The organism is Nonomuraea sp. B19D2, assembly GCF_040137845.1.
Classification (GTDB): domain Bacteria; phylum Actinomycetota; class Actinomycetes; order Streptosporangiales; family Streptosporangiaceae; genus Nonomuraea.
Genome location: NZ_JBEFAK010000004.1, coordinates 124,332 through 148,543, shown reverse-complemented (window position 1 = coordinate 148,543; position 24,212 = coordinate 124,332). Strand labels below are relative to the sequence as shown.

24 protein-coding genes and 1 tRNA gene are annotated in these 24,212 nt (G+C 69.3%); 5 read left to right on the top strand and 20 right to left on the bottom strand.

Going from position 1 to position 24,212, the window contains the following annotated elements:
• Positions 1 to 59 precede the first annotated feature (59 nt).
• Positions 60 to 917, top strand: coding sequence for an NAD(P)-dependent oxidoreductase (locus ABN273_RS10015; protein WP_349448400.1), 858 nt, complete (start codon positions 60 to 62; stop codon positions 915 to 917).
• Here ABN273_RS10015 and ABN273_RS10010 read toward each other — a convergent pair.
• Positions 914 to 2,284, bottom strand: coding sequence for a cystathionine beta-synthase (locus ABN273_RS10010; protein WP_349448399.1), 1,371 nt, complete (start codon positions 2,282 to 2,284; stop codon positions 914 to 916). The two genes, ABN273_RS10015 and ABN273_RS10010, sit on opposite strands and share 4 nt — an antisense overlap.
• A gap of 128 nt (positions 2,285 to 2,412) precedes the next feature.
• Here ABN273_RS10010 and ABN273_RS10005 point away from each other — a divergent pair, with 128 nt between their 5' ends.
• The 3 genes from ABN273_RS10005 to ABN273_RS09995 all read left to right on the top strand — a co-directional run bounded on the left by ABN273_RS10005 (position 2,413) and on the right by ABN273_RS09995 (position 6,152).
• A complete protein-coding gene (locus ABN273_RS10005) occupies positions 2,413 to 3,438 on the top strand; it encodes an SGNH/GDSL hydrolase family protein (protein WP_349448398.1) in 1,026 nt (341 codons plus the stop codon).
• 93 nt (positions 3,439 to 3,531) lie between these two features.
• On the top strand, positions 3,532 to 4,890 hold the full coding sequence (locus ABN273_RS10000; protein ID WP_349448397.1) for an outer membrane protein assembly factor BamB family protein: 1,359 nt from the start codon (positions 3,532 to 3,534) through the stop codon (positions 4,888 to 4,890).
• A 44-nt stretch (positions 4,891 to 4,934) separates the two neighbouring features.
• Positions 4,935 to 6,152 carry an acetyl-CoA C-acetyltransferase gene (locus tag ABN273_RS09995; protein WP_349448396.1) on the top strand — a complete coding sequence of 406 codons (1,218 nt, stop codon included), beginning with the start codon at positions 4,935 to 4,937 and terminating at the stop codon, positions 6,150 to 6,152.
• Between the two features lie 73 nt (positions 6,153 to 6,225).
• Here the strand turns inward: ABN273_RS09995 and ABN273_RS09990 are convergent, their stop codons facing one another.
• The 19 genes from ABN273_RS09990 to ABN273_RS09900 form a co-directional block, all read right to left on the bottom strand.
• Positions 6,226 to 6,633: a PPOX class F420-dependent oxidoreductase gene (locus ABN273_RS09990; RefSeq protein WP_349448395.1), complete on the bottom strand. Its 408-nt coding sequence runs from the start codon at positions 6,631 to 6,633 to the stop codon at positions 6,226 to 6,228.
• Between the two features lie 53 nt (positions 6,634 to 6,686).
• On the bottom strand, positions 6,687 to 6,920 hold the full coding sequence (locus tag ABN273_RS09985) for a DUF4287 domain-containing protein (protein WP_349448394.1): 234 nt from the start codon (positions 6,918 to 6,920) through the stop codon (positions 6,687 to 6,689).
• Between the two features lie 168 nt (positions 6,921 to 7,088).
• Positions 7,089 to 7,880: a Bax inhibitor-1/YccA family protein gene (locus tag ABN273_RS09980; protein ID WP_349448393.1), complete on the bottom strand. Its 792-nt coding sequence runs from the start codon at positions 7,878 to 7,880 to the stop codon at positions 7,089 to 7,091.
• Between the two features lie 534 nt (positions 7,881 to 8,414).
• A tRNA-Leu gene (locus tag ABN273_RS09975) sits at positions 8,415 to 8,487 on the bottom strand.
• 49 nt (positions 8,488 to 8,536) lie between these two features.
• A complete protein-coding gene (locus ABN273_RS09970) occupies positions 8,537 to 9,094 on the bottom strand; it encodes a peptide deformylase (protein WP_349448392.1) in 558 nt (185 codons plus the stop codon).
• Positions 9,091 to 9,603, bottom strand: coding sequence for a glycine cleavage system transcriptional repressor (locus ABN273_RS09965; RefSeq protein WP_349448391.1), 513 nt, complete (start codon positions 9,601 to 9,603; stop codon positions 9,091 to 9,093). The genes ABN273_RS09970 and ABN273_RS09965 overlap by 4 nt, the downstream gene beginning before the upstream one ends.
• A 78-nt stretch (positions 9,604 to 9,681) precedes the next feature.
• Positions 9,682 to 10,998, bottom strand: a complete 1,317-nt coding sequence (locus ABN273_RS09960) for an NAD(P)/FAD-dependent oxidoreductase (RefSeq protein WP_349448390.1) — start codon at positions 10,996 to 10,998, stop codon at positions 9,682 to 9,684.
• A gap of 95 nt (positions 10,999 to 11,093) precedes the next feature.
• Positions 11,094 to 11,888 carry a uracil-DNA glycosylase gene (locus tag ABN273_RS09955; RefSeq protein ID WP_349448389.1) on the bottom strand — a complete coding sequence of 265 codons (795 nt, stop codon included), beginning with the start codon at positions 11,886 to 11,888 and terminating at the stop codon, positions 11,094 to 11,096.
• An 18-nt stretch (positions 11,889 to 11,906) separates the two neighbouring features.
• Entirely contained in the window at positions 11,907 to 12,776 is an 870-nt protein-coding gene (locus ABN273_RS09950; RefSeq protein ID WP_349448388.1) for a hypothetical protein, read from the bottom strand.
• Positions 12,773 to 13,099 carry a PadR family transcriptional regulator gene (locus ABN273_RS09945; RefSeq protein WP_349448387.1) on the bottom strand — a complete coding sequence of 109 codons (327 nt, stop codon included), beginning with the start codon at positions 13,097 to 13,099 and terminating at the stop codon, positions 12,773 to 12,775. Before ABN273_RS09945 ends, ABN273_RS09950 begins: the two co-directional genes overlap by 4 nt.
• 97 nt (positions 13,100 to 13,196) lie before the next feature.
• Complete coding sequence (locus tag ABN273_RS09940; protein ID WP_349448386.1) at positions 13,197 to 14,300, bottom strand: hypothetical protein; 1,104 nt, start codon at positions 14,298 to 14,300, stop codon at positions 13,197 to 13,199.
• Between the two features lie 172 nt (positions 14,301 to 14,472).
• Complete coding sequence (locus ABN273_RS09935) at positions 14,473 to 15,420, bottom strand: Ppx/GppA phosphatase family protein (RefSeq protein ID WP_349448385.1); 948 nt, start codon at positions 15,418 to 15,420, stop codon at positions 14,473 to 14,475.
• Positions 15,411 to 15,875 carry a DUF501 domain-containing protein gene (locus ABN273_RS09930; protein WP_349448621.1) on the bottom strand — a complete coding sequence of 155 codons (465 nt, stop codon included), beginning with the start codon at positions 15,873 to 15,875 and terminating at the stop codon, positions 15,411 to 15,413. Before ABN273_RS09930 ends, ABN273_RS09935 begins: the two co-directional genes overlap by 10 nt.
• Positions 15,876 to 15,957: 82 nt before the next feature.
• Complete coding sequence (locus ABN273_RS09925) at positions 15,958 to 16,377, bottom strand: FtsB family cell division protein (protein WP_349448384.1); 420 nt, start codon at positions 16,375 to 16,377, stop codon at positions 15,958 to 15,960.
• 143 nt (positions 16,378 to 16,520) lie between these two features.
• Positions 16,521 to 17,798 carry a phosphopyruvate hydratase gene (eno, locus tag ABN273_RS09920; RefSeq protein ID WP_349448383.1) on the bottom strand — a complete coding sequence of 426 codons (1,278 nt, stop codon included), beginning with the start codon at positions 17,796 to 17,798 and terminating at the stop codon, positions 16,521 to 16,523.
• Positions 17,799 to 17,903: 105 nt separating this feature from the next.
• Positions 17,904 to 18,842 carry a nucleoside triphosphate pyrophosphohydrolase gene (locus tag ABN273_RS09915; protein ID WP_349448382.1) on the bottom strand — a complete coding sequence of 313 codons (939 nt, stop codon included), beginning with the start codon at positions 18,840 to 18,842 and terminating at the stop codon, positions 17,904 to 17,906.
• Positions 18,843 to 18,845: 3 nt separating this feature from the next.
• Positions 18,846 to 19,445, bottom strand: coding sequence for a hypothetical protein (locus ABN273_RS09910; protein ID WP_349448381.1), 600 nt, complete (start codon positions 19,443 to 19,445; stop codon positions 18,846 to 18,848).
• 29 nt (positions 19,446 to 19,474) lie between these two features.
• Positions 19,475 to 22,963: a transcription-repair coupling factor gene (mfd, locus tag ABN273_RS09905; protein WP_349448380.1), complete on the bottom strand. Its 3,489-nt coding sequence runs from the start codon at positions 22,961 to 22,963 to the stop codon at positions 19,475 to 19,477.
• A gap of 92 nt (positions 22,964 to 23,055) precedes the next feature.
• Positions 23,056 to 23,418, bottom strand: coding sequence for a signal peptidase I (locus ABN273_RS09900; protein WP_349448379.1), 363 nt, complete (start codon positions 23,416 to 23,418; stop codon positions 23,056 to 23,058).
• A 62-nt stretch (positions 23,419 to 23,480) separates the two neighbouring features.
• Here ABN273_RS09900 and ABN273_RS09895 point away from each other — a divergent pair, with 62 nt between their 5' ends.
• A complete protein-coding gene (locus ABN273_RS09895) occupies positions 23,481 to 24,200 on the top strand; it encodes a class I SAM-dependent methyltransferase (protein ID WP_349448378.1) in 720 nt (239 codons plus the stop codon).
• Positions 24,201 to 24,212 lie beyond the last annotated feature (12 nt).

Here is a 24,212-nt window from a genome sequence, read left to right as displayed (position 1 = left end):
TGACCAACCCGTAGCGGGGCCGAAGGATTTCCGTAGCGGCGTATCCGAGGGTGAGGGGCATGAGTCATGTGACAGTCGTGGGACTCGGCCCGATGGGGTCGAAGATGGCAGAGACGCTGCTGGCCGCCGGGCACGAGGTGGCGGTGTGGAACCGTACGGCGAGCAAGGCAGCGCCGCTGGTCGCCAAGGGCGCCAGGCAGGCGGCGAGCGCGGCGGACGGCGAGCTGCTGGTGGTCAGCCAGATCAGCTACCAGGCGATGTACGACAGCCTCGGCGACGCCAGGCTGGACGGGAAGGTGGTGGTCAACCTCAGCTCCGACACCCCGGAGGCGCTGCGCAGGGCCGCCAGGTGGGTGGAGGAGCGCGGTGGCACGCTCATCACGGCGGGCATCATGGTCCCGCCGCCCGGGATCGGGCAGCCGGGCGCGTACACCTTCTACAGCGGCCCCAAGGAGGTCCTCGACCGGCACGCCGGGACGCTTGAGGCGCTGAGCGAGGTCACCTACGTCGGGCCGGACCAGGGCCTGGCGATGATGTACTACCAGGCCCAGCTGCTGATCTTCTGGTCGAGCCTGACCAGCTTCATGCACGCCATGGCGCTGCTGCGCACGGCCGGCACCTCGCCGATGGAGTTCCTGCCGTTCGCCCGGGATCTGTTCACCCAGCTCGGCAGCGACGGCCCCATGGGGTACGCCAAGATCCTGGCCGACGCCTTCGAGGCCGGCGAATATCCGGGCGGGGAGAACTCCCTGCACATGCAGGCCGTCGGCCTCGGCCACGCCGTCGAGGCGCTGGCCGAGGCCGGGCTGGAGACCACGGTGCCGGGCGCGCTCAAGGCGCTGTTCGAGCGCGCCGACGCCGAGGGCCGCGGCCACGAGGGCCTCGGCACCGTGATCGAGTCGATCAGAAAGCCCTAGTGGTTCGCCAGGAAGGCGAGCAGGTCCTGCCTGGTGATCAGGCCCGATGGCTTGCCGTCCTCCAGCACGACCGCCGCATCGGCCTTCTCCAGCGCTTCAACCGCACGGGACACAGGTTCACCGCTGCCGATCATGGGTAGCGGCGCTGACATGTGATCGGCGATCGGGTCATCGGAGGAGAGCCTGCCGTGATAGAGGGCTTCGAGGAGGTCGCGCTCGACGATGGAGCCGACCACCTCGGCCGCCATGACCGGCGGCTCCTCCTTCATCACCGGGAGCTGGGAGACCGAGTATTCGCGCATGATCGAGATGGCGGTCTTGACGGACTCGTGCGGATGCGCGTGCACGAACTCCGGCAGCCCCGGCCCCTTCCTGGACAGCACGTCGCCGACCAGCCCCTCTTCGGAGGACGTGGTCAGGAAGCCGTAGTCGGCCATCCAGTCGTCGTTGAAGATCTTCGACAGGTAGCCGCGGCCGCCGTCGGGCAGCAGCACGACGATCACGTCGTCGGGCGCTGCCTTGGCCGCCACGCGCAGCGCCGCCACGACCGCCATCCCGCACGAGCCGCCGACCAGGAGCCCCTCCTCGCGGGCCAGCCGGCGGGTCATGTTGAACGACTCCTTGTCGGACACCGCGATGATCTCGTCGCAGATCTTGGTGTCGTACGTGGCCGGCCAGATGTCCTCGCCGACCCCTTCCACGAGGTACGGCCGGCCGGTGCCGCCCGAGTAGACCGAGCCCTCGGGGTCGGCCCCGATGATCTTCACCCGCCCGTCGGAGATCTCCTTGAGGTAGCGGCCGGTGCCGCTGATCGTGCCGCCGGTGCCGATGCCCGCGACGAAGTGGGTGATCCGGCCCTCGGTCTGCTCCCAGATCTCCGGACCCGTCGAGTGGTAGTGGGAGTCGGGATTGTTGACGTTGGAGTACTGGTCGGGCTTCCAGGCGTTCGGCACCTCGCGGGCCAGCCGGTCGGACACCGAGTAGTACGAGTCAGGGTGATCGGGCGAGACAGCGGTCGGGCAGACCACGACCTCCGCCCCGTACGCCCGCAGCACCGAGATCTTGTCCTGGGCCACCTTGTCCGGCACCACGAACAGGCACCGGTACCCCTTCTGCTGAGCCACGATCGCCAGCCCCACGCCGGTGTTGCCGGAAGTCGGCTCGACGATCACGCCGCCGGGACGCAGCGCGCCCGACGCCTCCGCGGCCTCGATCATCCGTACCGCGATGCGGTCCTTGACCGAGCCTCCCGGATTGAGATACTCGACCTTGGCCAGCACCTGGGCGGGCAACCCCGCATTGACTTTGTGCAGCCGGACGAGCGGAGTGTTCCCGATCAGATCGACCAGGGAATCGTAAACGCGCACCGAGGTGTTCACCTTCTTTGCCGAAGCTTGGTCAGCTTGTCTGTGGCCGAGATCCATTGGGGGTGGCAGGCCCTCGACTAGTTTTCAAGCAAACGCTACCGCCGAGTCCGACTAGGAGGACACGTACCGTGGTCTGGCCAGCTGGTATGGCGCGCGCGGCACGCAAGATCGCCGCCGCGGCGGCGCTCGGTGGTGGCGGGCTGACCGCGCTCGGCGCCACGGCATACGGTCTGCTGATCGCCGAAGGGCTGCTCGCGCGCAAGGCCATCGGGCGCCCGCACGGGCTCGACGGGCCGCCGTCCGACGGCACGTACGGCGACTTCCCCGGCGAACCGCTCAAGATGGCCATGCTCGGCGATTCCACCTCCGTCGGGCTCGGCATGACGGAGCACGGCGACACCCCGGGTGTGCTGCTCGCGAACGGCCTGGCCTCGGTGGCGGAGCGTCCGGTGCACCTGCTCGTCGTCGGCAAGTCGGGCACGCCGTCGTCCGAGCTGGGAGAGCAGGTGGACAATGCCCTGGCCATGGAGCCCGACGTGGCGGTGATCTTCGTGGGGGCCAACGACATCATCACGCAGACGCCGCCGGCGATCGCCGTACGCCATCTGACCAAGGCCGTGCGGCGGCTGCGTGACGCGGGGGCCGAGGTGGTCGTGGGCACCTGTCCCGATCTCGGCACGGTGCGGCCGATCGCGCAGCCGCTGCGCTGGGTGACGCGGCGCTGGAGCCGCCAGCTCGCGGCGGCGCAGACGGTGGCGGTGGTCGACGCGGGCGGCCGTACGGTGGCGTTCGCCGACGTCCTGGGGCCAGAGTTCGCTACAAATCCGACAGAAATGTTCGGACCGGATCGATTCCATCCATCTGCCCGAGGTTACGCGCAGGCCGCTAACGCAGTGCTACCGTCGGTGTGCGCTGCGTTGGGGCTGTGGCCTGAGCCGCGTCCCGCACGTGGCGAAGCACTGCAACCGATCTACCTCGCGGCGGCTACGGCCGCGGAGGAGCCCGGCACCGAGGTCACCGCGACCCGGGTCGACGGGCGGGCGACGGGCCTGCACGGGAAGTGGGCGACGTTGCTCCGCCGGCGGCTCGGCGTGACGTTCGACGACGGCCGGCGTCTGACGTCCAGGCTCGACGAGACGCTCGACGACGCCTGACGTCCGACGCTCAGGCCAGGCGGGACACGCCCGGTGCCGGTTACTCTGCGCGCCGGAGTCGCCACTCCTCGTCCTCTTTGGAGTGGATTGCCCGTGCAGCGGCCCCCCTGGAAACCGTCCATCGCCCTCGCAGGAACCCTCATAGGAACCCTCGCCGCGACCGCCTGCTCCGGCAGCGACGCGGCCACCACCACGAACTTCCCGACCTGGCAGAACACCCAGGTCAACGTCGTCAGCCGGATGGCGGTGGCGGGCGGGGTGGTCGCCGCCACCGCCATGAAGCCCGACGGCACACTCGAGACCGTCGCCGTCGGCCTCCGCGACGGCAAGCGGCTGTGGGCGCACCCGGCGACGATGGCGGGCCGCCTGCCCGGCATGGGTGTCTCGACCCCCGCGATCGTGGAGACGGCCCAGGGGCAAGGAGTGGTCGTCGCGCTCGACCCGGCCAAGAGCGGCCGCTGGAACGCCACGCTCATCGCCCGCGACGCCCGTTCGGGGGCGCAGAAGTGGACCAGGCCGATGCACTCGACGTTCGGGCCGCAGCGCTGCGGCCCGTACGTCTGCGTGTCCGAGCACACCGCCCTGGCCAAGGCCCGCACGGTGGTGCTCGACCCGGCCACGGGCAAGCTCCTGTGGAAGCTGCCGGGGATCTCCGAGGTGGAGTGGTCGGACCCGGCCCGGGTCCTGCTGCTCAGGCTGGCCGCCAACCCCATGATCGAGTCGTACGAGCTCAAGACCGGCAAGCTCCAGTGGCAGCAGCCGATCGAGCAGGCGCTCGGCCCGGGCATCGACATGTCGGGCGGATGGGCGTTCGGCGCGGCGGGTGACAACCTGGTCGGCTACGTCGCCCCCTACACCAACCCGCAGACCAAGAAGGTCTCCACCTTCGGCCTCTTCTCCGTCAAGATCGGCGACGGGACGATCAGCTGGATGCGCCCCTCTGTCGTCCGCGTCTACCCCAGCGGCAACCCCGGCTACGCGCCCGTCGTGCGCCCCGTCGACCGCCAGGGGGCCTACGGCGGCTTCGCCCGGCTGGAGTCGGAGAGCGGCCGGGTGCTCGGGCAGATCACCGCGACCGACGTCCCCGGCTCCGGCTGGTGGCTGGCCTTCCCCGACCGGATGGACAAGCTGGGCTTCCTCAAGCACAACGCCAAGGGCTCGGCGTTCGACCTGGCCTCGGGCAAGCCCGTGCCGGTCGAGGAGCAGCGCGGCTGGTCCTTCTGCGTCACCGATCCCAAGCCACTGGCGCTGCGGGGGCAGGCACCGGGCTTCTACTCGACGGCCGCCGTCTGCGAGTACGACCTCGCCACCGGCAAGCGGGTCCAGGGCGACGTCGTGCCGCCCCCGTGGTTCACGGGCAGCCAGGACGGGTGGCGGCTGTGGCGCGACGAGAAGGGGGCGATCCACGCCGTCAACGACCAAACCGCGACCGCTCCGGGTATGTACGGATAGGACCCGAATATAGTTCTATCTGTAGCACCGACAAAGGAGGGGCCATGCCCGAGGCAGTCATCGTCGCTACCGCGCGTTCCCCGATCGGCCGGGCCTTCAAGGGCTCGCTCAAGGAGATCCGCCCCGACGACCTGACCGTGCAGATGATCCAGGCGGCGCTGGCCAAGGTGCCCCAGCTCGATCCCTCGTCGATCGACGACATCATGCTGGGGTGCGGGCTGCCCGGGGGCGAGCAGGGGTTCAACATGGCCCGGGTGGTGTCGGTGCTGCTCGGGCTGGACAACGTGCCCGGCACGACCGTGACGCGGTACTGCTCCTCGTCGCTGCAGACCACGCGGATGGCGTTCCACGCGATCAAGGCGGGCGAGGGCGACGTGTTCGTGTCGGCCGGGGTGGAGACGGTGTCCCGGTTCACCAAGGGAAACTCCGACTCGCTGCCCGACACGCAGAACCCGATCTTCACGGAGGCCGTGGCCCGTACCAAGGCCTTCAGCGAGGGCGGGAGGGTGTGGCACGACCCGCGCGAGGACGGCGACGTTCCCGACATCTACCTCGCGATGGGGCAGACTGCCGAGAACCTCGCCCAGCTCAAGGGGGTCACGCGGCGGGACCAGGACGAGTTCGGGGTGCGCTCGCAGAACCTGGCGGAGAAGGCGCTGGCCGACGGGTTCTGGGCGAAGGACATCACGCCGGTGACGCTGCCCGACGGAACGGTGGTGGAGAAGGACGACGGGCCGCGGGCGGGGACGACGTACGAGAAGGTCGCCGCCCTCCAGCCGGTCTTCCGGCCCGACGGGACCGTGACCGCCGGCAACTGCTGCCCGCTGAACGACGGCGCGGCGGCCGTCGTCGTGATGAGCGACGTGAAGGCCGCCGAGCTGGGGATCACGCCGCTGGCCCGGATCGTCTCGACCGGCGTCACGGGGCTGTCCCCGGAGATCATGGGGCTGGGGCCGGTGGAGGCCTCCAAGCAGGCGCTCTCGCGGGCGGGGATGGCGATCGAGGACATCGACCTCGTGGAGATCAACGAGGCCTTCGCGGCACAGGTGATCCCGTCCTATCGTGATCTGGGGATCCCGCTGGAGCGGCTCAACGTGAACGGCGGGGCCATCGCCGTGGGGCACCCGTTCGGGATGACGGGGGCGCGCATCACGTCCACGCTGATCAACAGCCTGCAGCACCACGACAAGTCCATCGGGCTCGAGACGATGTGCGTCGGCGGTGGCCAGGGCATGGCGATGATCCTTGAGCGGCTGAGCTGAGTTCCGGCCCTCCGTCCGTCACGGCGCAGGCGCCGTACGTGTAGCGCCGGCGCCGTGCGGGCTCCAGGTGGAGTCAGCCGCGGAAGTCCGGACCGGCGTGGGCCGGGGAGATGCGGAGAAGGACGCGGCGTTCGCGGATCATGGCGGCGCGGTAGTCGTCCCAGTCCGGGTGCTCGCCTGAGATGTCGCGATAGTACGACACCAGGCTCTCCATGGCGTCCGGGAGCGAGAGGATGTCGGCCGTGCCGTCCACCTGGATCCAGTCGCCGTAGAAGGCGTTCGTGAAGACGCAGAGGGCGACGTTCGGGTCGCGGCGGACGTTGCGCACCTTGACGGCCGTCTCCCGGGTGCTGATGACGATCTGGTCACCCGCCACCCCGGCGGTCACCGGAGACATCTGCGGGCGCCCATCGCGATGCCTGGTGAGAAGGATGGCGTGGTGGTTGGTGCGGAGGAAGGCGAGTGCCTTGTCGAGATCCATCCAGCCATGATGACGCGCCCGCGCTTCGGGCACGGGCGCGAGGTTGGATGGGCTTAGATGAAGCCCATGCGGTTACGGCGGTGCCGCTCGTGCTCGTGCACGATCGCGGCGGCATAGCCGTGGGACAGCCCGTGCTCGTCGGCGAGCCAGTTGGCCCGTTCGTCGCACCTCAGGAAGGCCGGGCCGTTGTCGATGGCTTGGAACCACTCTGGGAGTTCGCGTCCCGTGATGGTCGGGACTCTGGCGATGAGCTTTGTCTGCGTCTCCGGTGAGTGGTTCAAGGACATGGGCACCTCCGCGGATAACGGTCCTTGGCTCGACATTGCAACACCGACGTCCGAATGGCAACCCCCCAACCAGGCATCATTTTGTGACGGCAAGTAGATTTTCGGTCGCATACGGCGAGGGCCCCGCCGGAACGGCGAGGCCCTCGATGGTGAAGCAGAGGTTAACGATCAGTCGCTACTGGTGAAATAGCTGACGAAACGGAGCACCTCGAGGTAGATCCAGACCAGGCTCAGCGTCAGGCCGAACGCGCACTGCCAGGCGAACTTCTCCGGCGCGCCCTGCTTGACGCCCTGCTCGATCGAGTCGAAGTCGAGCAGCAGGAAGAAGCAGCCGATCAGGATCATGACGATGCTGAACGCCCAGCCGATCGGGCTGTCGGTGCGCAGGCCGAGGCCGCCCTCGGCGAACAGGCCGACGAGCATGTTGACCAGCAGCAGCCCGAGCGCCGCGATGCCGGCGGCGAGGCCGAACTTCACGAGCTTGGGCGTGACGCGGATGATCCGCAACGAGTAGACCGTCAGCACCGCGCCGAACGCGAAGGCCGTGCCGAGCACGGCCTGCAGCACGATGCCGCTGACGAGGCCCTCGAAGACGGAGCTGATCTTGCCGAGGAACACGCCCTCGAAGGCGGCGTACGCCAGGATGAGCGCCGGGTTGGTGCTCTGCGTGAACGAGGCGATCAGCCCCAGGACCATCGCGACCACGGCGGCGCCGATGGCGACCATGGGCGGGACGTTGAGGATCCACGCCGCGGCCGCTGCCACGACGAGCGCCCCCAGGGTGAGGAATCCGCGCACGACGACGTCGTCGAGCGTCATGGTGCGGTACGCGGGCCGGGTGGGCTGAGCGTACGACGGAGCGTCGTACATGTTCTGCAACTGGCTGGGTGACGGTGTCGGCCCAGCCCAGCCCGCGGCCTGCTGCCGCGACCTGCTGAAAACGGGGTTCTTGCTCTCCATCGCTGCCTCCTGTGACGCCGAGCCTACGGGGCGCAGCGGCACCTTGGTCAACTGGCGTATCAGATCGATGTTCATTCGGGACTTCGGCAGCGATCTCAACGAACGGGCCCGCCGCCGAGTTCCCAAGGTCATCGGGCTTATTTCAAGATCATCCAGCCTCCGGCGGCGGGCGCAGGGCGGGCGAGCCCGGCGCAAGCGCCTTTTACTGTCCGTCCGCGCGAAAAGACCGGCAGTAAGGTTGTAGCCGAGCATTCACAGAAAGAAACGCCCTGGAGAAGCCGGAAGATGCAGAAAAACCGCGCCTTGTCAATATGGTCAGAGGTTAAAAGCAAACGACGCCCATCTGAGCTTACTCGCCCTCTCCACGAGCGGCTCGACCGGCACCTCGCCAACGCCGGCATCCCCTGCAACCAGGGGCGTTGCGGCCGCTGAGCGCCCGGCTCCGTAACAACTCGATATCGGCCGTAGCAAGGCCGTCCGACGATCGCGGTAAACCTCCAGGTCAGAGACCCAAAGGCGATGGAAGACGGCAAGTGCCCCCGGCGGGATTCGAACCCGCACGTCAACCCTTTTAAGGGGTTTGCCTCTGCCATTGGGCTACGGGGGCGCCGCAATCATACGAAACAGACCATACTTCCGAGGAGCACAACTTCGCATCAAGAGTCACAACTGTGAAGTCTGCGGTGAAGGGATAGCGCTCCAGGCACTCTGTCCAAGAAGAGTAGGCCGTCCAGATGGTCCAGTTGGTGCTGAATGCAGCGGGCTTCGAGGGCGTCCGCTTCGATGGTGACGGGCTCGCCCGTGCCTGGCAAATGCCCATGCACGGTGATACGGCCGGCGCGCAGGACATCTGCGGTGAGCCCCGGGATTGACGCGCACCCCTCCCGCCCGGGGTCCCAGTGAGAGGCGCTGGCGAGCCGTGGATTGGCCAGGACGAGCTCTCCGGCCCACGAACGGCTTCTGGGGTGGAGCCGGGTGTCAAAGGCGATCAGCCGCCAGCTCAGGCCGATCTGAGGGGCCGCCAGGCCGGTCGTGGAGGTCTCCCGGCGCAGAGTGGCGAGAAGGTCGGCGGCGGCGGCCACGATCTCGGGGTCGGTCGGATCGACCGGCTCCGCCGTGGCGGCCAGGAGAGGGTGGGGTGCGCCGAGCACCTCGCGCGGGGTCCCCGCGCGAGCTCCGGCCACCGCCCAGCGCGAGCCGACCCACCCGTTCACAGCAGATCCGGTTCGACCGGGCGGAAAGTGATCTCTGAGTCCAGACTCGTGCCGACGGCCGCCAGCCTGCGCATGAGCGCCGCCACGTCCACCTCCTTCGGCAGCTCGACGTCGGCGATCAGCACGTACAGGCGGCCGGTGAGCCTGGTGCTCATCCCGGTGATGTTGCCGCCGTCCGCGGCCAGCACCGCGCTGATGGCCGAGATGATCCCCGGCCGGTCCGGCCCGTGCACGGTCAGCACATAGCCGAGGCCGCCTCCCTCCTCGCAGAAGTGGCGCTGGGCCTCGATGGCGGAGGCGGTCACCACGAGGTCGGGTGCGCACAGGCGTTTGAGGAGCTCGGCGGAGTCCAGATCGCCCGACACCAGCAGCATCATCGCCACATGGCCGCCGAGCAACGTCATCGTCGAGTCCTGGATGTTCGCTCCGCAGTCGGCGAGCGAACCGGTGACTGCGGCGATCACGCCGGGCCGGTCGACGCCGAGCACGGTCACCGCTGAGAGCCCCACCCGTGGTACCCCTTCCGCTTGCGACCAGGGGTGCCGAAACGCCCCGGCGAGGCTCGCCGGGGCGCTGCCTTGCCTGGGCTAGCGGCGGGTCGTCGCGACCGCGGCCTTGAAGTCCTCACGCGGGTGCTCCATCTCACCCAGCGAGATCGTCTCCCGCTTGAAGAACAGGGCCAGGGTCCAGTCGACGACGACGCGGACCTTGCGGTTCAGCGTCGGCACCCGCGACAGATGGTAGGTGCGGTGCATGAACCACGCAGGGAATCCGCGAAGCTTGACGCCATAGACATTGGCGACGCCTTGGTGAAGGCCCAAACCGGCGACCGATCCGACATACTTGTGGCGGTATTCGACCAGTTGCTGTCCGCGCAGGTGACGGACGATGTTGTCGGCCAGCACCTTGGCCTGCCGGACGGCGTGCTGGGCGTTCGGGGCGCAGAATTGGCCGGGGTTCGTCACGTCGGGCACCCCTGCGGCGTCTCCGGCCGCGAAGGCGCCGGAGACGCCGGCGACCGTGAGCATGGCGGTGGCCTTGATCCGGCCACGCTCGTCGAGCGGCAGGTCGCTGTCGTTCACGACGGGGCTGGGCTTGACGCCCGCGGTCCACACGAGTGTCTCCGCCTCGAACTCCGAGCCGTCCGAGAGGATCACGTGGCCGCCGACGCAGGACTCCAGCCGGGTCTCGAGCTTGACCTCGATGCCGCGCTCGCGCAGCTGCTCCAGCGTCCACTTGCCCATCTCGGGGCCGACCTCGGGCAGCACCCGCTTGGTCGCCTCCACGAGCACCCAGCGGATGTCCGACGGCCTGATGTTGCGGTAGTAGCGCGTCGAGTGCTTGGCCATGTCCTCCAGCTCGGCGAGCGCCTCGACGCCGGCGAACCCGGCCCCGACCACGACGAACGTGAGCGCCCTGCGCCGCACCTCGGGGTCGTCGGTCGACTCCGCCAGGTCGAGCAGGTACAGCACGCGGTTGCGCAGCGCGATGGCCTCGCCCACGGTCTTGAAGCCGATGCCGATGTCCGTGAGACCGGGGATGGGCAGCGTGCGCGAGATCGATCCGGCCGCCATCACGATCACGTCGTAGGACACCTGCCGCGAGGCGCCCTCGGCCGGTTGGAACGTGACAGTGCGCTCAGAGTGGTTGATCTTGGTGACCGTGCCGTTGAGTATCTGCACCTTGGGCAGGATCCGCCGCAGCGGCGCCACCATGTGCCTGGGTGAGAGGTTACCCGCAGCCGCCTCAGGCAAGAAGGGCTGGTAGGTCATGTAGGACTGGGGGTCGATGATCGTGATGCGTGCCTCGCCGCCGCGCAGCTCCCGATGGAGTTTGCGCTGCAGCCGGAGCGCTGTGTACAGGCCGACGTATCCACCGCCGACGATCAAGATGTGCTTGTTCATCCTGAGGCCCCATCCCTCGTGGAGTGCTTGTGAAAGCATTCACAAGCTTACGTCAAGCGCACTTGATGAATCCAATCCGGGGGTGGTGCAACGCGTCACACAGCCAGTGACCTGGCCCTGGTGAAGATGTCGTCCAGCATCTGGGCGGTGACGCGGCCGGTGAACGTGTTCTGCTGGCTGGGGTGGTAGCAGCCGATCAGCGTGACGGGCGCGCCGGCGTACCGGGCCTCGACCTCGACGCCGTGCCCGAACGGCGGCCTGCTGCGCGGCAGCTCGTAACCGGCGTCCTTGAGCGCGGGCCACACGGCCTGCCAGGCGTAGCCGCCGAGCGCCACCACCACCCGCACGTACGGCGCGACGAGCTGCACCTCGCGCGCCATCCACGGGAAGCACGTGGTTTTCTCCGCGGGCGTGGGCTTGTTCGCGGGCGGGGCGCAACGCACCGACGCCAGGACCCGCGCGCCGATGAGCCGCTGCCCGTCGCCCGCGTGCGTGCTGGTCTCCTGTACGGCCAGGCCGCTGCGGTGCAGCGAGGCGAACAACCAGTCGCCGCTGCGGTCCCCCGTGAAGATGCGCCCGGTCCTGTTGCCGCCGTGCGCGGCCGGCGCGAGCCCGACGATCAGGATCCGCGGCCGCTCGTCACCCCAGCCGGGGACCGGACGGCCCCAGTACGTCTGGTCCGCGAACGCGCGCCGCCTCACGTCGGCGACCTGCTCGCGCCATTCCACCAGGCGGGGGCAGGCACGGCAGACGGACTGCCGGGCCGTGAGCTCCGCGAGGGTGCCACTGGTGGCGGCGAGGCGGCGCACGTCCGCGGGGTCGAGCGCGACCGGGGTGTCGGCGGTCGCCGGGTCGTCAGGCCAGCCGGTGCCAGGAGGTACGAAGCTCATGACACCGATGGTGCCCGATCACTTGGTGGGTTTCGGACCGGGCGTGGCGGTCGGGCAGGTCGGCCTCGGCTCCGGAGCGGTCTCCGGGTCCTCAAAGCCGTCTCGGACCAGCGGCAGCGGGTAGCGGTTGAGTATGGGCTCGCCGCACGACCGGTCGACCGTGTAGCCGTAGTCCTCGGGGTTGGTGGTCAGCGGCTTGCCGTCCTGGTCGTAGAGGTAGACGTCGGTGAGCGGGGTGCCGTCCTTGGCGTAGGGCTTGATGTTGTAGACGCCCTCGTTGGACGACGCCGGGTCCACCCACACCTGCTGGGGCGCCACCATGGCGACGGACGCCTGGTCCGAGTCGTACGAACTGGCCGAGATCATCCCGGCGAACAACGTCAGCGCCGCGACCAGGTTGAGCGCCGCCACGAGCCCCGCGGCCAGCCGCCCCCTGCGCCGCCTGCCGAGCCAGACCGAGGCGCACACGCCCGCCGCGACCAGGGCCCAGCCCGTGATGTTCGCGGGGACGAGCCCGCCCTCGCTGGTGGCCGCCAGCAGCAGCATGGCCAGCAGGTAGCCGCGCAGCACCCACCATCCGGGCCGCAGCTCCGGCAGGAAGCCCACAAGGCTCCGGTACGGGCCCTGGTCCATCAGCCTGGTGTGCGCGCCCAGCACCCACGCCCGAGGGCTCCGACGGCGCTTCCTGCGGCTCTCAGGCCGGTCTCCGTAGGCCGCCGCCAGCTCCTCCGCGTAGACCTCCGGCCGTCCCAGCCGGTCCTCCAGCGGCAGATCCGACTCCGCCGCGATCTCGGCCAGGTGGTCGTCGAGGTCTTCGAGCAGCTCCTCCCGGTCGGGATGGCCGGCGAGGGCATCCCGTACGGCCTGCGCGTACTGGTCGGGGGTCATGCTTGTCCCTCCTTGAGCAGGGAGGCCATGGTGGCCGAGAAAGAGGCCCATGTCTTGGTCGAGGCGGCGTACATGTCCCTGCCGACCTCGTTGAGCCCGTAGTACTTGCGGTGTGGCCCCTCGTCGGAGGCCACCACGTATGACGTCAGCGCCCCGGCCTTGAACAGGCGCCGCAGCGTGCCGTAGACCGAGGCGTCGCCCACCTCTTCCAGGCCCGCCTCCCTGAGCCGGCGCACCACGTCGTATCCGTAGCCGTCGCGCTCGTGGAGCACGGCGAGCACGGCGAGGTCGAGCACGCCCTTGAGAAGCTGGCTGTGATCCACGGAAAGAACACTACTGTGCAAAGCGAAGTAGTGGCAACAAGAAACCGGGCGGCGCCCTAGGGTGCCGCCCGGTTCTCAGTCAGTCACGCGACCTCGGTCACACCCCGGTGGAGCTGGAGGGGGTGGGAGTCGGGGTCGGCGTCGCGCAGGGCGCGTAGGACTTGGTGATCGTGGCGCTGTTGTTCGGACCCGTGATCGACAGCGTCACGGTGCCGCCCTTGGCGTCATCGCCGGTCAGTGCCTTGGAGAACGAGTCAACGCTCTTCGTGCCACCGTCCCAGCCGAAGTACTCGGCGCCGCTGGAGACCGTCTTGCCGTTCAGCGACCAGGTGTAGGAGACCCGGGCGCGACCGGTCGAGGTGATGGTGCCCATGGCGTTGAGCGTGCAGGCCGAGGTGGTCGACACCGAGGCGGAGGCGGAGACCCTGGCGTCCGGAGCCTCGTCCTTGCACCAGACCCGGTAGTAGGCCCGGTTGGAGGAGGTGCCGTCGGGGCTCAGGATCTGCAGCTGCGCCCAGCCGCGCTGGCTGTGACGCGGCGAGATGCCGAAGTAGACCTTGCGCGAGTCGTAGACCTTGACCTTGCCGTAGTCGACCACGTCACCGTTGAGAACCCAGCGGTAACGGACCCAGCTCGGCGTGTTGGCCTGGATCAGGCCGACGAAGTCGATCTTGTCGCCGGGGGTGCAGGGGCCGACGTACGAGTCGGGGCTGGCCCACGCGCGGGCCGACACCCGCGGGTCGAGGTGCGAGCGCACCTCCTTCGGCTCCTGACAGGTGACGGAGAAGTAGGTCTTCTTGGAGGTGACCTTCCTCGGACCGAAGACCTGGACGGCCTCCCAGCCCTCGACGTCGTCCCTGAAGGTGAGGGACTGCTTGACCGTCACCCACTTGGTGCCCTTGCCCCTGAGCGTGAACGACTTGATCCTGCCCTTGGACCCGTCGCCGTGGAGCCAGCGGTAGACCACCTTCGTCTTGCTCTTGACCGTGGTGACCTTGACCTTGGCCGCGAAGTTGACCGTGACCGGGCAGGATCCTTCGTAGTTCCGGTCCGACGCGTAAGGCGTCGCCACCGAGACCTTGGGCTTGGCCTTGGTCGCCGCCTGGGCGGGGCTGGCGACCAGGCCCGCCGCCATGGCGGCCAGCATCGCGGCGGACGCGCCGAACGCCGCCACCCTACGTGCTAACCCAACAGACTTCATGTGAGAGTGCTCCATTCCGTGAGGGAAGGTACGCGCTCGGGAACGGTCGCCACGCCAGCACCTTCCGTGCACAGCGATATGGCAAAGCCCCCGTAATGCCTCTTTACCTAATCACAATACTGATTGCACACTCAACTCATGACATGTACCGGAAATGTCCGGATTTCTTCAGTTATCGGGCGATTGTCCATGCAATGCCGTCAAGGATGTCGTGCTCGCTAACCACGACCTGGGAAAACGCGAAACGTCGTACGATCCGGTCAAGTATTAGCGCCCCTGCGCCAATCACATCGACCCTTCCCGGATGCATGACCGGCACCTCGGCACGCTCACCATGGGTCATCGCGAGCAATCGCCGCGTCACTTCGTGAACCTGCTCGGCAGTAATCCGGGAGTGGTGAATCCTGGACGAATCGTAGGCAGGCAGGCCGAGCGCCATGCCCGCGACCGTCGTCACCGAGCCCGCCAGGCCCACGAGCGTGCGAGCCCGCTGGACGGGCACCTCCGCCTCGACCCGGTCGAGCGCCGCCTCGATGTCGGCCACCACGGCCTCCAGGGCCGGCGCGGAAGGCGGGTCTCCGGCGTCCTTCAGGTGCCGCTCGGTCAGGCGTACGCAGCCGATGTCCACCGACAGCGCGGCCTGGGCGTGCTCGGCGCCGACCACGAACTCGGTGGACCCGCCCCCGATGTCCACGACCAGGTAAGGGGGCAGCGGCCCCTGCGGCATCTCGGTCTCGGGCGACAGCCGCACCAGGCCCTTGGTCGCCCCGACGAACGAGAGCTCGGCCTCCTCGGCCCCCGGCACGACCTCCGGCTCGACCCCGAAGATCTCGCGGACCCCGTCCACGAACTCCTGCCGGTTGGCCGCGTCCCTGGTCGCGCTCGTGGCCACCACGCGGGTCCTGGTGGCGCCGTGTCGGTCGATCAGCTCGCGGTAGGCGCGCATGGCCTTGAACGTGCGCTCCAAGGCGTCGGGGGCCAGCCTGCCGGTCCTGTCGACGCCCTGGCCGAGGCGTACGATCTCCATGCGCCGTTCGACGTCGTCGATGAGATCGTCACCCACGTCGGCGACGAGCAGGCGTACGGAGTTGGTGCCGCAGTCCACGGCGGCTACACGCATGGTCCGTCACTCCACCACTCGGGAAGCGCGTCGAGCGCCTCCCTGCCGAACGGGTTGACTCCCGGCGCCGCCAGCTCGTGCGCGACGAGCGCGTGCAGGCACTTGACCCGCAGCGGCATGCCGCCGGTGCTCTGCATGTCGCGCGGCAGCGGCTCGAGGCCCTCCTCCTGCGCGGCCTTGTCGCGCCTGGCGACGTAGTCCTCGTGCGCCGCCCGGTAGGCGGCGGCCAGCTCGGGATCGGTGGCCAGCCTGGCCTGCATCTCCCGCATCAGCCCCGAGCCTTCCAGCGTGCCGATGGCCGAGGCCGCCTTGGGACAGGTCAGGTAGTAGAGAGTCGGGAAGGGCGAGCCGTCGGGCAGCCGCGGCGCGGTCTCCACCACGTCGGGGTTGCCGCACGGGCAGCGGTGCGCCACCGCGCGCAGCCCCCTGGGCGGCCGCCCGAGCTGCCGTCGCACCGTCTCGACGTCGCGCTCATGGTCGCGCCCGCTTCGGCCCTCGCCGGCTCGTCCCTCGCTCTCTCGGGCCGAGCTCCTGCGCTCAGGACTGTCCAACGCCTTCCTTCCCCGTCACGGCCCGGCGCCCCGTGCCCTTGTCGACGGCCTCCACCGACTCCCAGAGCGTCTGGTACCACGGCGGCACCGCCGGCTGCTGCTGCACGGCCGCCTGCTCCTTGGTCGGCTGCCGCTCCATCACCACGTAGCACTTCTCGCCCGGCCCGCAGTAGAACAGCCGCTCCTTGGCCGTCTTCTTGATCCAGTTGGGATCGTAGGTCTGCCGGTCGCGCTCCAGCAGCGACTGCTTCTCCGCCTCGACCCTGGCCTTCTCCGCCCGGAGCTCGGCGATGCTGCGGCGCAGGCTGATGTACTCGCGCACGGGGTAGGCCAGGCTCATCGCGATCGCGCACACCACAATGGCCAGGATGGCGGCCCGCCCGGTCAACTGCGGTCTCTTCGCCAACTGTCTACCCCCTGCTTATGGCCTCCGCTCCGCGGAGGCGGCTCGGTCGCTGGGGAGCCGTCGCTTTCCTCACCATTCCGGTCGCTACGCTCCCTCCATGGCGAGGAAAGCGACGGCGCTCCCTCGCGGGGCCGTACTCGAAACTAGCGCCGGAAACGCGGGAACGCGGCGCGACCCGCGTAGCGGGCGGCGTCGTCGAGGAGCTCCTCGATGCGCAGCAGCTGGTTGTACTTCGCCACGCGGTCGGAGCGGGCCGGGGCCCCGGTCTTGATCTGGCCGCAGTTGACCGCGACGGCCAGGTCGGCGATCGTCGTGTCCTCGGTCTCGCCGGAACGGTGGCTCATCATGCACCGGTAGCCGCTGCGGTGGGCCAGGTCCACGGCGTCGAGCGTCTCCGACAACGTGCCGATCTGGTTGACCTTGACCAGCAGGGCGTTGGCGGTGCCCTCCTTGATGCCGCGCTCGAGCCGCTCCGGGTTGGTGACGAACAGGTCGTCGCCGACGAGCTGCACCTTGTCGCCGAGCGCCTCGGTGATGGCCTTCCAGCCCGCCCAGTCCTCCTCGTCGAGCGGGTCCTCGATGGAGACCAGCGGGTAGTTGGCGACCAGGTCCTCGTAGAACGCGATCAGCTCCTGCGCCGACAGGCCCTTGCCGTCGATCGTGTAGACGCCGTCCTTGTGGAACTCGGAGGCGGCCACGTCGAGCGCGAGAGCGATGTCGTCACCCGGCACGTAGCCGGCCCGCTCGATGGCGACCAGGATGAGGTCGAGCGCGTCGCGGTTGGACGGCAGGTTGGGCGCGAAACCGCCCTCGTCGCCCAGGCCCGTGGCGTAGCCCTTCTCCTTGAGCACGCTCTTGAGCGCGTGGTAGACCTCCGTGCCCATGCGCACGGCCTCACGGAACGTCTCCGCCCCGATCGGCGCGATCATGAACTCCTGGATGTCGACGTTGGTGTCGGCGTGGGCGCCGCCGTTGAGGATGTTCATCATCGGCACGGGCAGCACGTGGGCGTTCGGCCCGCCGACGTAGCGGAAGAGCGGCAGGTCCGCGCTGTCGGCGGCGGCCTTCGCGACGGCCAGCGACACGCCCAGGATGGCGTTGGCGCCGAGCTTGGCCTTGTTGGGCGTGCGGTCCAGGTCGATCATGATCTGGTCAATGATGCGCTGGTCCTCGGCCTCGATGCCGTTGATCTCCTCGAAGATCTCGTCGGTCACGGCGAGAACGGCCTTCTCCACGCCCTTGCCGCCATAGCGCTTGCCGCCGTCACGCAGCTCGACTGCCTCGAACTGGCCGGTGGACGCCCCGCTCGGCACGGCCGCGCGACCGGTGCTGCCGTCGTCGAGCACCACCTCGACCTCGACCGTGGGATTGCCTCGGGAGTCAAGGATCTCGCGGGCGTATACGACCTCGATGGTTGCCACGGGATGCGCTCCTAAATCGGAAAGGCGATATGCCATCAGAGCCTATCGGTACGTCCGCACGCCACACCGCCCGGTCATGCCCGTGCCCTGGTGAAGCCCGACGTGTCAGGCGGATTCCCAGGCGTGGACGCGGTCCCGGTACGTGCGCGCCGCGGCGCGGAGCTCGGCCTCGGCGTCGAGACCGCCGTCGGCGGCACGGCGGACCAGGTCGAAGAGCTCGCGGGCCACCCCCTGCCCCACGGCGGCCGCCAGCGAGTCGGGCGCGCCGGCGCGGGAGGCGCGGCGCAGGAGCTGGGCGACCAGAGACAGCGCGGGCTGCCCCATGGGCACGCCGTCGAGCACCGACTCGCGCCCCTTGGCCGCCCGCTCGGCCGCCTTGATCGCTTCCCAGTTGTCGTTGACCTCGTCGGCGCTCTCCGCCCGTACGGAGCCGAAGACGTGCGGGTGGCGGCGGACGAGCTTCTCCACGATCCCGGCCGCCACGTCGTCCATGTCGAAATCGTCGGCCACCCGCGCGTGGAAGACCACCTGCAGCAGCAGATCGCCCAGTTCCTCGCGAAGCGCCGGGTAGTCGCCCTGCTCGATGGTCTCCAGCACCTCGTACGCCTCTTCGAGCAGGTACGGCACCAGCGACTCGTGCGTCTGCTTACGGTCCCACGGGCACTCGGTGCGCAGCCGGTCCATGACCGCCACCAGGTCGAGCACCCGCCCCCCTGGCAGGTCGTACGAGCCCGGCACCACCTCGATCAGCGGCGGCTCCTCGAGCGCGATCGCGGCGTGCCCCACCGCGCGCATGAAGTCCTCGGACTCCTTCTCGGACGTCGAGGCGAGCCACACGACGGTCTCGCCGACCGCCCGCACCGCCAGCACTCGCGGATCGACCTCCGCGACCTCGACCGATACGCCGGCCTCCGCCAGGTACGGGAGCTGCGGATGCGCGGCTGAGCCGGTCAGCACCGGCCCGGAGCGCAGCGCCTGCCAGGCCTGGTGGCTCAGCAGGCCCGGCGCGACCCTGGGCGAGGTGGTGACGACGATCAGCGGCACGACTCAGCCCTGCTGCGGTTGCTGCGCCTGCTGGGGAGCGGCCTTGCCGAACCTGCCCGTGTCGACGAACAGCGCCGGGTTCTCCTGCGACGGCGCCGGGTTCACCACGCCGAAGCGGGGGTTGAAGGTCGCCTTGATCTCGGCGAACTCCTTGCGCAGCTGGTCCGTGCCGCCCTGTCCGGCCGCCTGCTGCAGCTTGGTCATCCCGACGGTCGTGCGCGCGTACTCGCGGGCATAGGTCGGCGCGACGCCCATGGCCAGCAGGTTGATCTCGGGGTTCTGGTACTGGCCGGGATCCTGGAGCTTGGCGTCGATCTCCTTCTCGGTCACCTGCACGTTGCGGCGGGCCATGAACTGCCTGGCCGCGCTGATGTCGGCCAGCCGCTGCAGCACGTACTGGGTGACCGGCACACCGAGTGCCGTCTCGTCCAGGTTGTTCTTCTTCAACGCGACCTTGTACGCCTCCGCGTCCGCGGTGAGCTGGCTCGTCGAGATGCGCTCGCTCCCCACCACGGCCGCGGCCCCGGCGTGCATGGGGGAGGAGCAGGCGGTCAGGGCGATGCCCACCGCCGCGGCGGCCACAGCCACTCGTATCGACTTCACGTGCGTCCCTTTCCGACCGAAAACCGCCGCTAGCTTACCCGCGCTGGCTCGAGGAACATCGCCTCGACCAGGTCACCGCACCATTTGAGCAGGTCAAGATCGCGTAGTGGCTGCCCCCCGAGCGGCTTGGTCTTGGGGACCGGCACCAGCAGCGTCTCGGCCGCCTGCTTGTATATCGCCTTCTTGTAGAGCCGGTCGAGCCGGACCTGCTGCGACTCCCTCAGCCTGGCAGGACCGAACTTGATGTTCTGCGCCTGCAGCGTGACGTCCGTGAGCCCGGCCTTGCGCGCCTTGATCCGGAACCTGGCCACCTCCAGGAGGTTCTCCACCTCCGCGGGCGGCTTGCCGTAGCGGTCGGTCAGCTCGTCGCGCACCTCTTCGATGTCGGCGTGGGTGGCGATGGCCGCGATCCGCTTGTACGCCTCCAGCCGCAGCCGCTCGGACGTGACGTAGTCGTGCGGGATGTGGGCGTTGATCGGCAGCTCGACCTTGACGTCCTGCTGCTCCTCCTGCACCTCGGCGCCGTTGAGCTTGGCCTTCTGCTCCTGCACGGCCTCGGCCATCAACCGCACGTACAGGTCGAAGCCGACGCCCGCGATGAACCCGGACTGCTCGGCGCCCAGCACGTTGCCTGCGCCGCGGATCTCCAGGTCCTTCATCGCGACGTACATGCCCGCGCCCATCTCGGTGTGCTGCGAGATCGTGGCCAGCCGCTCGTGGGCGGTCTCGGTCAGCGGCTTCTCCGGCGGGTAGAGGAAGTACGCGTAACCGCGCTCCCTGCCTCGCCCGACGCGCCCGCGCAGCTGGTGGAGCTGGGACAGGCCGTAGTTGTCCGCCCGGTCCACGATCAGCGTGTTGGCGTTGGGCACGTCGAGCCCGGACTCGACGATCGTGGTGGAGACCAGCAGGTCGTACTCACGTTCCCAGAAGCCCACCATGATCTTCTCGAGCTGGTGCTCGTTCATCTGCCCGTGCGCCACCGCGATGCGCGCCTCGGGCACCAGCTCGCGCAGCCGCGCGGCCACGCGGTTGATCGAGGCCACCCGGTTGTGCACGAAGAAGATCTGCCCGTCGCGCATCAGCTCGCGCCTGATCGCGGCCCCGATCTGCTTCTCCTCGTACGGCCCCACGAACGTGAGGATCGGGTGCCGCTCCTCCGGCGGCGTGAGGATCGTGGACATCTCGCGGATGCCGGTCAGGCCCATCTCCAGCGTGCGCGGGATCGGCGTGGCCGACATGGCCAGCACGTCGACCTGCGTACGCAGGTGCTTCATCGCCTCTTTGTGCTCGACGCCGAACCGCTGCTCCTCGTCGATGATGATCAGCCCCAGGTCCTTGAACCTGACCTCGGGGCTGAGCAGCCGGTGCGTGCCGATCACCACATCGACCGCACCCGACCTGAGCCCTTCGAGGGTGCCCTTGACCTCGCCGTCGGTCTGGAAGCGGGAGACCGGCTTGAGCGTGACCGGGAAGCTGGAGAAGCGCTCGGTGAACGTCGACATGTGCTGCTGCACCAGCAGCGTCGTCGGCACCAGCACGGCCACCTGCTTGCCGTCCTGCACCGCCTTGAACGCCGCCCTGACCGCGATCTCGGTCTTGCCGTAGCCGACGTCGCCGCAGATCAGCCGGTCCATCGGGACGCCGCGCTCCATGTCGCGCTTGACCTCGTCGATGGCCTCGAGCTGGTCGCCCGTCTCCGCGTACGGGAAGGCGTCCTCCATCTCCCGCTGCCACGGCGTGTCGCCCCCGAACGCGTGCCCCGGCGAGGCCATGCGGGCCGAGTAGAGCCTGATCAGCTCCCCGGCGATCTCCTTGACCGCCTTCTTCGCGCGGGACTTGGCCTTGGCCCAGTCGGCGCCGCCCATGCGGTTGAGCGTGGGCGCCTCGCCGCCGACGTAGCGGGTGACCTCGTCGAGCTGGTCGGTCGGCACATAGAGGCGGTCGCCCTTGGCGTATTCGATGACCAGGTATTCGCGGGTGGCGCCCTGGACCGTGCGCTGGACCATCTCGATGTAGCGGCCCACGCCGTGCTGCTCGTGCACCACGTGGTCGCCGACCTTGAGCTGGAGCGGGTCGACCATGTTGCGGCGGCGCGACGGCAGCCGCCGCATGTCCTTGGTGGACGCCTTCTGCCCGACCAGGTCGAGATGGGTGAGCACGGCCAGGGCAGGGGTGATGAAGCCGTGCTCGATGAGCCCCGTCGTGACGTGGACGACCTTGGGCTCGGGCGCCTTGTCCAGGAACTGCTGGAGCCTGGCGGGCACATCGACGCCCTTGAGCAGCTCCACCATGCGCTCGGCGGGCCCGTGGCCCTCGCTGAGCAGCACGACGGCCTTGTCGTCGGCCAGCCAGCCCTTGATGTCGGCCAGCGCCTTGGCGGTGTCGCCCCGGTAGGCCTCGGAGTCTTGAGCGTCCAGCTCGACCCCGCCGCCGAACGGCGCCATCGTCCACCACGGCTGTCCCAGCACGTCGGCGTGGTCGCGGATCTCCTCCAGCGTGCGGAACGCCGCCGCGCCCAGGTCGATGGGCGCCTCGCCGCCGGCCGCCGCGTTGATCCAGGAGGCTTCCAGGAACTCCTGCGAGGTGCGTACGAGCTCCTCCGCCCGCCCCCTGATCCGCTCGGGGTCGCACACGAACACCGCGGACCGCACCGGCAGGTGGTCCAGCAGCAGGTCCATCTCCCCGGCCAGCACGGGCGCGAACGCCTCCATGCCCTCGACCGGCGTGCCCTCGGCGAGCTGGTCGAGCACCTCGGCCAGCGGCGGGTACTGCGCGGCCAGCTCCCGCGCCTTGGCCCTGACCTCGTCGGTCAGCAGCAGCTCCCGGCACGGCGGCGCGAACAGACCGCCTTCCGCGGCCTCGAGCGAGCGCTGGTCGGCCACCTTGAACCAGCGGATCTCCTCGACCGTGTCGCCCCAGAACTCCAGCCGCAGCGGGTGCTCCTCGGTCGGCGGGAACACGTCGAGCAGCCCGCCGCGCACGGCCACCTCGCCGCGCTTCTCCACCATGTCGACCCGGTGGTAACCGTTGGTCACGAGCCGGTCGACGACGTCCTCGAGGTCGGCGTCGTCGCCCGCACGCAGCCTGATCGGCTCGAGATCGCCGAGGCCCTTCACGATCGGCTGCAGCAGCGCCCGCACCGGCGCCACGATCACGCTGAGCGGCCCGGCCGCGGCGTCGCCCTTGATGGGGTGGGCCAGCCGCCTCAGGACCGCCAGCCGCTGTCCCACCGTGTCGCTGCGCGGCGAGAGCCGCTCGTGCGGCAACGTCTCCCACGCCGGGAACACCGCCACAGAGGCCGGCTCGATGAGGCTGGTCAGGGCCGCGGCGAGGTCTTCGGCCTCACGCCCCGTGGCGGTGACCGCGAGCACGGTCCGCTGGTCGTGCGTGGCCAGCGCGGCCACGCCGAACGGCCGCAGCGCGGAAGGCGCGATCAGCGCGACGTCGCCGCCCTCTTCGAGAGCGGCGGTCAACTTCGGGTCGGCGCGAACAAGGTCAAGTAGCCCGGAAAGACTCATCAGATACGCCCACAGCCCCACGACGGCAACACGACTACCCCCGGCCGAGTCAGGTCGCGGGGGTCCTCTCCAAGGGTACTCGCCGGCTCCCCTCAACCGATCCGATAACCAGGCACGGATGGCCAGCGCACGGTGAGCACGGTCGAGGCCTCCTCCGCACGCCACGAATGGTCGACGCCCTTGCCCCAGACCACGTAGTCACCGGGCTCGGACAGAAGCACGCTGCGGCCCGGCAGCTCCACCCGGAACCTGCCGCTGATCAGCACCAGCAGGGCGGTGCGCGCCTCGCCCCTGACCCACTCCGCCCGCTCGTCGCCCGGCGGGTGCACGCCCCACTTGATCTCCACATCGTCGCTGTGTCTTGGATCTCCGAGGGGTTTGAAATGGCCCAGCAGCCAGCCACGGTCCGCGGCCGCGTCGACGCCGGCGTTCCCCACATAGACCTCATCGCTCACGTGCCAGGACGCTAGCAGGGAAATGCCTTACTGATTCGGATCGATTGATTACTGTAGGTGACATGTCTGAGGTGCGATCGATCGCCCAAAGAGGCGATCTCTTCGGTCAGCGGGTCCGCGAGCACTGGGCCGGCCTGCTCGGCAGGCGGCTCGACGTGCTCGTCGCCGGTTGCGCGCACGACGAGCCGCTCGTCCCGGAGCGGCTCGAGACGAGGGTCACCGGGGTCGACGAGGACCACCCCTCGATCAGGGCCGTGCTGGGCGAGCGTGCCGACCTGGTGTCGTGGTCGCTGGGCGACCTGCGCTGCGTACCGCTGCCGCCCAGGTCGTACGACGTGATCCAGGTGTCGTTCCTGCTGGAGCGCGTCAGGCACGCCGAGCTCGTGTTCGACCGGCTGCTGCAGTCGCTGCGCCCCGGCGGCCTGGTGCTGCTGCGCATGCGCGACCGCAGGTCCGCCTACGGCCTGCTCGACCGGATCACGCCGTCGTGGCTGCGCCGCCCGCTGTGGCGCCTGCTCTCCGCCCCCGGCACGCCGGGCCCGTTCCCTCCCGTGTACGAGCCGCTGACCTCGAGCGACGGCATGCACGCGTTCTGCCTCAGCCGCGGCCTCATGATCACCGAAGACCAGCGGAACACCAGCGGTCCTGCACGCAGGCACAAGATGGCCGTCGCCGCGGTCGCCGCGGCCGCCAGGCTGACCAACGGCCGCTACCCGGCCACCCACGATGAGATCACCATGGTGATCAGGAAGCCTCAGCATCACTTCGCCCGGCTCCTCTAGCGACACGCTTGC